We start from the raw sequence: 11,150 nt of genomic DNA on the forward strand, positions 1-11,150 counted from the left end.
GCTCCTACAGGGGACGCGATCGACTGTAGGAGCGGCCTTGTGCCGCGAATGGGCCGCACAGCGGCCCCAATGACACGGCCTCGAACGGTATTTCTCTGATCACTGCCTAGCAGGCCATCATGTCATCGAGCTCGTTCCGTCAGTCACTGCGTCGCCTGTGGGGTCAAGACAAGTTCAGCTACAGCATCCGGGTCACCATCGCCCTCACCGGCAGCCTCGCCCTGTGCTGGTACCAGAACGAAATGGCCCTGCTGATTCCGCTGTTCCTCGGCATCATCGCCAGCGCCCTGGCCGAAACCGATGACAGCTGGCAGGGCCGCCTCAGCGCCCTGGCCGTCACCCTGGTGTGTTTTGCCATCGCCGCACTGGCGGTCGAACTGCTGTTCCCCTACCCGTGGGTATTCGTCATTGCCCTGGCCTTGGCGGCCTTTTGCCTGACGATGCTCGGTGCCCTGGGCGAACGCTATGGCGCCATCGCTTCAGCGACCCTGATCACAGCGGTGTACACCATGATCGGCGTGGACCAGCGCGGCGGCCAAGTCACCGATTTCTGGCACGAACCGCTACTGCTGGTGGCGGGCGCAGCCTGGTATGGGCTGCTGTCGGTGCTGTGGCAGGCGCTGTTTTCCAACCAGCCGGTGCAGCAGAGCCTGGCCAAGCTGTTTTTCGAGCTGGGCAGCTACCTCAAGCTCAAGGCCAGCCTGTTCGAACCCGTCCGCACCCTAGACGTCGAAGCCCGGCGCCTGGAGCTGGCCCAGCAGAACGGCAAGGTGGTGGCGGCGCTCAACGCGGCCAAGGAAATCATCCTGCACCGGGTGGGCAACAGCCAGCCGAACTCCAAGGTCAGCCGCTACCTCAAGCTGTACTTCCTGGCCCAGGACATCCATGAACGGGTCAGTGCTTCGCATTATCCCTACAACGCCCTGACCGAGGCTTTTTTCCACAGCGACGTGATGTTCCGCTGCCAGCGCCTGCTGCGCAAGCAGGGCTCGTCCTGCCAGGAGCTGGCCCGCTCTATCCGCCTGCGCCAGCCGTTCGTGCTGGCCAGCGGTTACCCCGAAGCCCTCGAAGACCTCAACGCCTCGCTGGAACACCTGCGCACGCAGAACAACCCGGCCTGGCGTAGCCTGCTTCGCTCGCTGCGGGCGCTGGCGGCCAACCTGGCGACGCTCGACCGCCTGCTCAGCGCCGCCAGCAACCCGGACAGCCTGGCCGACACCAGCGATAGCAGCCTGCTCGACCGCTCTCCACGCTCGCTGAAGGACGTGTGGACCCGCCTGCGCACCCAATTGACGCCGACCTCGCTGCTGTTCCGCCATGCCCTGCGCCTACCCCTGGCGTTGTCGATCGGCTATGGCATGGTGCACCTGATCCACCCCACCCAGGGCTACTGGATCATCCTCACCACGCTGTTCGTATGCCAGCCCAACTACGGTGCGACCCGACGCAAGCTGGTGCAGCGGATAGCCGGCACCGCCGTCGGCCTGACGGTGGGCTGGGCATTGTTCGACCTGTTCCCCAACCCGGTCATCCAGTCGTTGTTCGCCGTGGTCGCCGGGGTGGTGTTCTTCGTCAACCGCACCACCCGCTACACCTTGGCCACGGCCGCGATCACCCTGATGGTGCTGTTCTGCTTCAACCAGATCGGCGATGGCTATGGCCTGTTCCTGCCGCGCCTGTTCGATACCCTGGTCGGCAGCCTGATCGCCATCCTCGCGGTGTTCCTGTTCCTCCCCGACTGGCAGGGGCGGCGGCTGAACAAGGCGCTGGCCAATACGCTGGCCTGCGCCAGCGTGTACCTGCGGCAGATCATGCAGCAGTATGCCCATGGCAAGCGCGATGATTTGGCATACCGCCTGGCCCGGCGCAACGCCCACAACGCCGACGCGGCGCTGTCCACCACCCTGGCCAACATGCTGATGGAGCCGGGGCATTTCCGGAAGGAGGCCGACGTCGGCTTCCGCTTCCTGGTGCTGTCGCATACCTTGCTCAGCTACCTCTCGGGGCTGGGCGCGCACCGCGACACGGCCCTGCCGGCGGAGGTGCAGGAGCAATTGATCGAAGGTGCCGGGCAAAGCCTGGCCAGCAGCCTGGACGAGATTGCCAACGGCCTGGCCGCGCGGCTACCAGTGGCGATTCACAGTGATGCCGAAGAGGCGCTGGCCAATGCCCTGGAGCAGATGCCGGAAGAGCTGGACGAGCACCAGCGGCTGGTGCAGACACAGTTGGCGTTGATCTGCCGGCAGTTGGGGCCGCTGCGGACCTTGGCAGCGCATTTGATCAAGGAAGGTGCACCGGCCTGAGTTGTACTATCGCCTGTGCCGGCCTCTTCGCGGGTAAACCCGCTCCCACAGGAACATCACAAATCTCAAGTCCTGTGAGATACCTGTGGGAGCGGGTTTACCCGCGAAGAGGCCGGCACAGGCGATATAGATCAGAAGCCATGCTGGCGCATGAGCCGCGCATAGCTGCCATCCGCCTTCATCGCCGCAATCGCCTGCTCGAACCGCTCGACGATCCGCGCATGCTCCGGGTTTTTCAGGCTGACCAGGATATGCAGGGTGTTCTCTCCCAACGGCGGCTCCACCAGCATCACCCCATCGCGTACCTCCGGCAGCTCGCGCTGCAAGTTGTAACGAGCCACGTACTCGTCTTCCACCGCCAGGTCCACCCGCCCCGCTGCCAGCATGCGTACCGCAGAGGGAAAGTTGCGCACCGCCACCTTGTGCAGGCGGGTGTCGCGGTCGAACGCGGGGGAATAGGCGTAATCACGCACCACAGCGATGCTGTAGGGGTACAAATCTGACTGGCGCTTGTAGCGAAACGCCTCGCCCTTGCGTTGCAACAGGCGAATGCGGTTGACCAGGTAGGCTTCGGAAAACTGCCCGATGCTGGCGCGCGAGTCGTTGTACCAGGCGTTGATCAGCACGTCGTAACGCCCCTCGCTCACCCCCAGCAGAGCCCGCGCCCAAGGTGCCTCTTCGACCCCACTGGTGTAGCCGGCCCGGGCCAGCGCCGTGGTGACGATGCTGGTCGCCAGGCCACCGCCCGGCATGCTGGCATCGGTGAACGGCGGCCAATTGTCGGCCACCAGACGCAGCTTTTCACGCCCCAGGGCGGGTGTTGCAAGCATCATTGCCAGCAATCCCAACACACAAAACAGTGGCCGCATGCTCACGTCCTTTCGCAATGGAGGGCACACACTGCCGAAGAGATTACACAAAGGCGTCGCCGAGGGCAGCGGCCAATAGTGTCATTTAGCCTCTATTTTGGCCGTGGCACGTGCATCATGCGATGATCGACGGTCCACTCAAGGAGTTCGCACCAATGTCCATCGACTGGCTTTGCAAGCACCACACCGATCTCAGCAAGGACCAGCTCTACGCCATTCTGCAGTTACGCACGGAAGTGTTCGTGGTCGAGCAACGCTGCGCCTACCAGGAAGTCGATGGCCAAGACCTGACCGGCGATACCCTGCACCTGATGGGCTGGCAGGATGACAAGCTGGTGGCCTACCTGCGCCTGCTCGACCCGCAATCCCAAGGAGGGGATGTGGTGATCGGGCGGGTAGTGACTGCACCTGCGGCGCGCGAGCTGAAGCTGGGGCATACCTTGCTGCTCAAGGGGTTGGAGGCAGCGGAGCATTGTTGGCCGGGGGTGCCGGTTTATCTGTCGGCGCAGGCGCATTTGCAGGCGTTCTATGCCCGGCATGGGTTCGCTGTGGTGGGCGAGGAATATCTTGAGGACGACATTCCGCATATCGGGATGCGCAAGGGATGAGATCGCCGGGCTGCAAAGCAGCCCGCAGTGGATCAGGGATACCCCAGCACTTCGCGAACCTGCCGCAGGTGCTGGATGATCCACTGTTTGTCGATCGCCCCCCAGTCATGAATGCGGTAATGCCCGGCGTGGTTGCGCGCGCCTTCCTGCTGTTCGAACTCGCAGACGATATCCAGGTCGGCTAGTGCCGCAATGGTGTCCTGGGCGGTGCGCCGGGGCATGCCGGTGGCTTCCATCAGTGCCGGAACGCTGGTCGCGGTCTGGCTGTCGATCAGCCAGGCCACGTACAGGCGGCGGTAGAAGCTGCTCTTGGTCTTGCTCACTTCCATGCTGCGTGGTCCTTAACAGTTGCCCGGCAGCTCCCGATAGGTCAGGTAGACGCGCAGGTCGAATTCCAGTTGGTGGTAGTCCGGCTCCATGTGCTGGCAGAGCTGGTAGAACGCCTTGTTGTGGTCGCGCTCGCGCAGGTGTGCCAGTTCGTGCACCACGATCATGCGCAAGAACTGCGGCGCGGCCTCCTTGAATAGCGAGGCAATGCGGATTTCCTTCTTCGCCTTGAGCTTGCCGCCCTGCACCCTTGATATCGCCGTATTCAGGCCCAGGGCCCGATGGGTCAGGTCAAGACGATTGTCGAACAGCACCTTGTCCAGGTTGGGCGCGCTGCGCAGGTATTGCTGGCGCAAATCCTGGGCGTAGCCGTACAACGCCTTGTCGCTCTGCACGTCATGGCGGTCGGGGTAGCGGCGCTGCAGGTACTCGCCCAGGCGGTCGCTGTCGATCATCTGCCGCACTTGCTGCTGCAGGTGCGGCGGATAGGCTTGCAAATATCGTAATACGGTCATGGCGCTGCATTCGGTGTAACGAATGCCGATTCTAGCCAATCATGGCCCCGGCCAGGAGAAAATCGCCGGGAAGCTGCTGGCATCCGTGGCGGTCATCGGGTAAGCCACCAGGAACCCCTGCACGTACTCACAGCCATTGGCTTTGAGCCAGGCTGCCTGAGCCGGGGTTTCCACCCCCTCGGCGATCACCGTGATGCTGTAGTCGAGGCACAGGCCGATGACGCTGCGCACCAGCGCGGCATCCACCACCGAGTCGGGCAAGCGCGCCACCAGGTGGCGGTCAAGCTTGAGGGTATCGATCGGCAGGTCGCGCAACATGCGCAACGAACAGTCGCCGGCACCAAAGTCATCCAGCGCCACCCGCACACCCAGCTCGCGCAAGCGGTGTATCTGTTTCACCGCCGCATCGATGTTGTACATCAGCGAGGTTTCCGCCACTTCCACTTCCAGCTGCGCCGGGTCCAACTGGTAAAGCTGGATGACCCGGCGCAGTTCGTCTACCAGGCTGGGCATGGCGAACTGCGCGCGGCTCAGGCTGATACCCAGCACCAGGTCCGCCGAGAAACGCTGGCACCAGGCCTGGCGCTGGGCCGCGCCCTGGCGGTAGATCCAGCTGGCCAGGCGGTTGATCAAGCGCGCCTCTTCCAGCAACGGGATGAACAGCCCCGGCGGTACGTCGCCGACACTGGGATGCTGCCAGCGCAACAAGGCCTCGAAGCCACGCAGGCGGCCATCGATGAAGCCGACCTGCGGTTGATAAACCAGAGTGAAGTCTTGCTGCTCCACGGCCGTGCGTACGCTGTCCTCGAGCATCAGCCGCGAACGTGCCCTGCCATTGAGTTCCTGATCGTAGAAGCGATATTGCTGGCGCCCGGCCTGCTTGGCTGCGTACATCGCCGCATCGGCCGCGCGCAGCAGGCCTTCGACATTGGCCCCGCAATCCGGATAAGTGGCGATGCCAATGCTCACCCCAAGGCTCACATCCAGCCCTTCCACCTGGTGGCTGATGGAAATGCGTTCCAGCAATCGCTCGGCATAGCGCCCGGCCTGCTCCGGGTAAGGCAGGCTGTCGAACAGTGCAGTGAACTCGTCCCCGCCCATGCGCGCCAGCAGCGCTTCACTGCCCAGGCAATCCTTGAGCTGTTCGGCCACCCAGTGCAGCACCCGGTCGCCCGCGTCGTGGCCGAGCGAGTCGTTTATGCGTTTGAAGCCGTCCAGATCCATGTACATCAGCGCCTGTGCCTTGTCCGAGCGCTCGTTGCGCAGCAGCGCACCTTCGGCGGCCTGGTAGAACCCGCGGCGGTTGAGCAGGCCGGTAAGCGGGTCGGTGACGGCCTGGTACTCCAGCTGCTGGTGCAGGTTGCGCACCACCGACATGTCCAGCACGGTGACCACCATGGCCTGTTGCTCGGCCGGCAGTGGAGCACAGGACAACGCCACCGGCACCAGCTCCCCGCCAAGGGTGCGCAGCTGGGCATCGTGAACACGGAAGATGCGCCCCCCCAGGTAAGCCTGGTAGAACTCCGACTCGTTCCACAAGCAGGCACTGGCCAGTTGCACCAAATCGAGCAGATGGGCGCCCTGCAACTGCTGGACTGGCGCTGACAACAAACGGGAAATGGCCGGGTTGGCAAAGCTGATGATGCCTTGGGCATCCACCACCAGAATGCCTTCGGCAGCATTCTCCAGGATCGACGCGTTGAACGCCCTGGCCGTTTCCAGCTCACGGGTCAGGCGCTGCAGCATGCGCCGATTGCGCTGCTGGTCGAGCAGGGCCTGGACCTTGGGCTTGAGAATTTGCGGGTCGAACGGTTTGAACATGTAGTCCACGGCGCCACTGGCGTAACCCTTGAGCACGGCCGCTTCGGACTGTTCATTGGCGGTGAGGAAAATGATCGGGGTCAGCCGGGTGCGCTGGCTGCCGCGCATCAGTCGGGCGACTTCGAAGCCGTCCATCTCCGGCATCTGTACATCCAGCAGCACCAGGTCGACATCGTGTTCAAGCAAAGCACCCAGGGCTTCCATCCCCGAGTTTGCCGTCAACACCTGCCAATCCTGACGGGCCAGCAATGCCCGCATGCTGATGAGGTTTTCGGGGTAATCGTCTACCACCAGAAGAACCGAGTTGCCATCCAGTGGCTGAGGGTGAGGTTGAGCGCCATCCATGCTGCTTCTCTATTATGTGACCGACTTCAAGATACGGTTGGATCCACTAGTACTCTAGACCTGAGCGGATAACACGCAATGCAATCAGAACGCTATCAGTGCCTCAACTATACGGTAGCCGACTAACGGTCGCTTTGCCGGGAATATGTGCCCGCGCAAAGTTCTAACACCCAAAAATGAAAAAACCCGCATCGCTGCGGGCTTTTTCATCAATACCAGAAGATCAGTTGATCTTGGCGGCCAGCTCACCTTTCAGGTAGCGCTGGTACATGCCTTCCAGGGAGATCGGCTTGATCTTCGAGGCATTGCCAGCGGTGCCGAAGGCTTCGTAACGAGCGATACACACGTCACGCATGGCCTTGATGGTTTCACCGAAGAACTTGCGCGGGTCGAACTCGCTCGGGTTCTGCGCCATCAGGCGGCGCATGGCACCAGTGGAAGCCAGACGCAGGTCAGTGTCGATGTTGACCTTGCGCACGCCGTACTTGATACCTTCGACGATTTCCTCGACCGGTACACCGTAGGTTTCCTTGATGTCGCCGCCGTACTGGTTGATGATCGCCAGCCACTCTTGCGGCACCGAGGACGAACCGTGCATCACCAGGTGGGTGTTGGGGATGCGCTTGTGGATTTCCTTGATGCGGTCGATGGCCAGCACGTCACCGGTTGGTGGCTTGGTGAACTTGTAGGCACCGTGGCTGGTACCGATGGCGATGGCCAGGGCGTCGACCTGGGTCTTCTTGACGAAGTCGGCAGCCTCTTCCGGGTCGGTCAGCATCTGGCTGTGGTCCAGCACGCCTTCGGCGCCGATGCCGTCTTCTTCACCGGCCATGCCGGTTTCCAGCGAACCCAGGCAGCCCAGCTCGCCCTCTACCGAAACACCGCAGGCGTGCGCCATGGCAACGGTCTGCTGGGTAACGCGAACGTTGTACTCGTAGTCGGTCGGGGTCTTGCCATCTTCACCCAGCGAGCCGTCCATCATCACCGAGCTGAAGCCCAGCTGGATCGAGCGCTGGCAGACGTCAGGGCTGGTGCCGTGGTCCTGGTGCATGCACACCGGGATATGCGGGAATTCTTCGATGGCCGCCAGGATCAGGTGACGCAGGAACGGGGCACCGGCGTATTTGCGGGCACCGGCCGAAGCCTGGACGATCACCGGGGAGTCGGTCTTGTCGGCCGCTTCCATGATGGCGCGCATCTGCTCGAGGTTGTTGACGTTGAAAGCTGGTACGCCGTAACCGAACTCGGCGGCGTGGTCCAGCATCTGGCGCATGCTAATGAGTGCCATTGTGTATCTCTCTCCCGACAAGCGTCGTTTGTTTCGTGCAAGCCTGCCGCAGGGGCGGTTGCTGTTCAAGTAGTGTGGGCCACCCTCGCGGCCCGGCCAGTCACGGTGCCTTGCAGCCCCGCCCAATCAGATCGTTGGTTGCCACCCAGTACACCAGGCCTTCTTCGCCCTTGGTATGGAAGGCCAGCATGCCATCGCTGTACAGCGCACCCGAGGCACCCGGCTCGGCCTTGAGCCGGTAGACCTGGTCGCCGCCACCAAGACGCACATCGACCTGATCGCGCTGCGCATCAGCGAAGCGCCACAGCACTTCAGCCTGAGTGTCGCAGACCCAGCGGGTCCAGTCGTCTGCCGGAGCGGGTTGCGCCGGCTTCAGCAGCGAGCATCCTGCCAGTGTCGCCAGGGCCGTCACGGCCAAAAGCGCTTTCATTACATATCCTCTAGATGACCATGCAGCGGCCGCTTGGTTGCCCGACCCGACGAAATGCCGGTTTCAAGGGCAACCAGGCGCCTTGCGCTGGTGGTCTTCGTCGTACTTTTCCAGGCCCTCCGGGCCCACGCGCTTGCTGATTACCGGCACGGTCTCGGCCTGCCACTCGGACTGGTAGCAACCGCCCTTTGGCGGCTGCGCCGGGTCGGTATCCGAGGCCGGGCTGCCGGCGCATGCGCTCAGCAGGCCAGCCAGCATCATCACAGGCAATTGCTTGACCATCAGGCCGCTCCCTTTGCCAAGCGCCGACGTCATCAGGCCTTGGCCCGCTCTTCCAGGATCGCCACGGCCGGCAGTACCTTGCCCTCGACGAACTCGAGGAAGGCGCCACCGCCGGTAGAAATGTAGGAGATATCGGCGCCAACGCCATATTTGTCGATGGCAGCCAGGGTGTCACCGCCACCTGCGATGGAGAACGCGGCGCTGTCGGCGATGGCCTTGGCCAGCACCTTGGTGCCGTTACCGAACTGGTCGAACTCGAACACGCCGACCGGGCCGTTCCACAGGATGGTCTTCGACGACTTCAGCAGCTCCGCGAAGTGGGCTGCGGTTTGCGGGCCGATGTCCAGGATCATGTCGTCAGCGGCAACGTCGGCAATGGCCTTGACGGTGGCTTCGGCGCTCTCGGCGAACTCCTTGGCAACCACGACATCGACCGGCAGAGGCACGCTGACCTTGGCAGCGATGGCCTTGGCGGTATCGACCAGGTCAGGCTCGTACAGCGACTTGCCTACCGGGTGGCCGGCTGCGGCCAGGAAGGTGTTGGCGATGCCACCACCGACGATCAGCTGGTCGCACACCGAGCTCAGGCTGTTCAGCACATCCAGCTTGGTGGAGACCTTGGAACCGGCAACGATGGCCGCCATCGGCTTGGCCGGGGCCTTCAAGGCCTTGCCCAGGGCATCCAGCTCGGCTGCCAGCAGAGGGCCAGCAGCAGCGACCTTGGCAAACTTGGCAACACCATGGGTCGAACCTTCGGCACGGTGGGCAGTACCGAAAGCGTCCATGACGAACACGTCGCACAGGGCGGCGTATTTCTGCGCCAGCTCGTCGGCGTTCTTCTTCTCGCCCTTGTTGAAGCGCACGTTCTCGAACAGCACCAGGTCACCAGCCTTGACCTCGACACCGTCCAGGTAGTCGGCAACCAGCGGCACGTCGCGGCCCAAGGCCTTGCTCAGGTAGTCGGCGACCGGCTTGAGGCTGTTCTCGGCGGAGAATTCACCCTCGGTCGGGCGGCCCAGGTGCGAGCAGACCATTACCGCTGCACCCTTCTCCAGGGCCAGCTTGATGGTCGGCAGCGCTGCCAGGATACGCGCGTCGCTGGCTACCACACCGTCCTTCACAGGCACGTTGAGGTCTTCGCGGATCAGTACGCGCTTACCTTGCAGGTCGAGGTCGGTCATCTTCAACACGGTCATGAATGCAGTCCTTCAGGGCTGTTTGTTGCGGGTTGGGTGGACGACGTGCAGATAGTGTTCGGCAACGTCGAGCATACGGTTGGCGAACCCCCATTCGTTGTCGAACCAGGCCAGCAGGTTCACCAGGCGAGGGCCGGAAACACGGGTCTGGCTGGCATCGACGATCGCCGAATGCGGGTCATGGTTGAAATCACAGCTGGCGTGGGGCAACTCGGTGTAGGCCAGCAAGCCTTTGAGCGGGCCTTCCAGCGCCGCCTCGCGCAGCACCCGGTTGACTTCGGCCGCGCTGGTATCGCGAGCGGTCTGCAGGGTGATATCCAGGCACGAGACGTTGACGGTCGGTACGCGTACCGCTTTGGCCTGGATTCGCCCGGCAAGTTCCGGAAGCAGGCGCTCGATGCCACGCGCCAGACCAGTGGACACCGGGATCACCGACTGGAAGGCGGAGCGCGTGCGGCGCAGGTCTTCGTGGTGGTAGGCGTCGATCACCGGCTGGTCGTTCATCGCCGAGTGGATAGTGGTGATCTGCACGTACTCGATACCGAATGCCTGGTCCAGCACACGCAGCAGCGGCACGCCGCAGTTGGTGGTGCAAGAGGCGTTGGACACCAGGCGCTCGCTGCCGGTCAGGCAGGCCTGGTTGACGCCGTAGACCACCGTGGCATCGACATCGGCCTCGCTGGCCATCGGCTGCGAGAACAGCACCCGAGGCGCGCCGGCGTCGAGGAAGCGCTGGCCATCGGCGCGGGTGTGGTAGGCGCCGGAGCACTCCAGTACCAGGTCGATGTCCAGGGCGGCCCAGTCGATGCCCTCGGGGGTGGCACTGCGCATCACCTTCACGCAGTCGCCATTGATATGCAGACAGTCGCCATCGACCTTCACCTCACCGGGGAAGCGCCCGTGGGTGGAGTCGAAGCGTGTCAGGTATTCAAGGCTGGCCTGGTCGGCCAGGTCGTTCAGCGCGACGATCTCGAAACCGGCCTTTGCCCCCCGCTCGAACAGCGCGCGCAGGACACAGCGGCCGATACGGCCATAACCGTTGAGTGCAACTTTGTAGGGACGCAGGTGGGGCATAGGTAGCTCTTGAACTCCGGCAGTTGAACGGGGCCGCTGCGCAGCCCATTCGCGGCACAAGGCCGCTCCTACAGGGGACGGCGTACGCAATA

General features: G+C 63.2%; 11 protein-coding genes. 2 read left to right on the top strand and 9 right to left on the bottom strand.

From position 1 onward, the window contains the following. Positions 1-119 precede the first annotated feature (119 nt). A complete protein-coding gene (gene yccS, locus M1D87_RS23995; protein WP_123084774.1) occupies positions 120-2,303 on the top strand; it encodes a YccS family putative transporter in 2,184 nt (727 codons plus the stop codon). Between the two features lie 131 nt (positions 2,304-2,434). On the opposite strand, the gene M1D87_RS24000 is transcribed toward yccS, so the two are convergent. Continuing rightward, the gene (locus tag M1D87_RS24000) at positions 2,435-3,172 is read right to left on the bottom strand and encodes a substrate-binding periplasmic protein (RefSeq protein ID WP_039612471.1); all 738 of its coding nucleotides are present in this window, start codon (positions 3,170-3,172) and stop codon (positions 2,435-2,437) included. Positions 3,173-3,327: 155 nt separating this feature from the next. Here M1D87_RS24000 and M1D87_RS24005 point away from each other — a divergent pair, with 155 nt between their 5' ends. Further along, the gene (locus M1D87_RS24005; protein WP_039612472.1) at positions 3,328-3,780 is read left to right on the top strand and encodes a GNAT family N-acetyltransferase; all 453 of its coding nucleotides are present in this window, start codon (positions 3,328-3,330) and stop codon (positions 3,778-3,780) included. A 32-nt stretch (positions 3,781-3,812) separates the two neighbouring features. On the opposite strand, the gene M1D87_RS24010 is transcribed toward M1D87_RS24005, so the two are convergent. From M1D87_RS24010 to epd, 8 genes are all read right to left on the bottom strand, one after another. Further along, positions 3,813-4,109 (bottom strand): winged helix-turn-helix domain-containing protein, encoded by a 297-nt coding sequence (locus M1D87_RS24010; RefSeq protein ID WP_013974495.1) that lies wholly within the window; start codon positions 4,107-4,109, stop codon positions 3,813-3,815. A gap of 12 nt (positions 4,110-4,121) precedes the next feature. After that, complete coding sequence (locus tag M1D87_RS24015; RefSeq protein ID WP_024087829.1) at positions 4,122-4,622, bottom strand: M48 metallopeptidase family protein; 501 nt, start codon at positions 4,620-4,622, stop codon at positions 4,122-4,124. 39 nt (positions 4,623-4,661) lie between these two features. After that, positions 4,662-6,788, bottom strand: coding sequence for a putative bifunctional diguanylate cyclase/phosphodiesterase (locus tag M1D87_RS24020; protein WP_123084776.1), 2,127 nt, complete (start codon positions 6,786-6,788; stop codon positions 4,662-4,664). A 223-nt stretch (positions 6,789-7,011) separates the two neighbouring features. Beyond that, entirely contained in the window at positions 7,012-8,076 is a 1,065-nt protein-coding gene (fba, locus tag M1D87_RS24025) for a class II fructose-bisphosphate aldolase (RefSeq protein ID WP_003259623.1), read from the bottom strand. Between the two features lie 100 nt (positions 8,077-8,176). Continuing rightward, entirely contained in the window at positions 8,177-8,506 is a 330-nt protein-coding gene (locus M1D87_RS24030; RefSeq protein ID WP_013974499.1) for an MliC family protein, read from the bottom strand. A gap of 63 nt (positions 8,507-8,569) precedes the next feature. After that, the gene (locus M1D87_RS24035) at positions 8,570-8,821 is read right to left on the bottom strand and encodes a hypothetical protein (RefSeq protein ID WP_003257743.1); all 252 of its coding nucleotides are present in this window, start codon (positions 8,819-8,821) and stop codon (positions 8,570-8,572) included. Continuing rightward, positions 8,821-9,984 carry a phosphoglycerate kinase gene (locus M1D87_RS24040; RefSeq protein ID WP_013974501.1) on the bottom strand — a complete coding sequence of 388 codons (1,164 nt, stop codon included), beginning with the start codon at positions 9,982-9,984 and terminating at the stop codon, positions 8,821-8,823. Before M1D87_RS24040 ends, M1D87_RS24035 begins: the two co-directional genes overlap by 1 nt. A gap of 12 nt (positions 9,985-9,996) precedes the next feature. Further along, the gene (epd, locus tag M1D87_RS24045) at positions 9,997-11,058 is read right to left on the bottom strand and encodes an erythrose-4-phosphate dehydrogenase (protein ID WP_015272057.1); all 1,062 of its coding nucleotides are present in this window, start codon (positions 11,056-11,058) and stop codon (positions 9,997-9,999) included. Positions 11,059-11,150 lie beyond the last annotated feature (92 nt).

It is taken from the genome of Pseudomonas sp. SA233 (genome assembly GCF_054792385.1).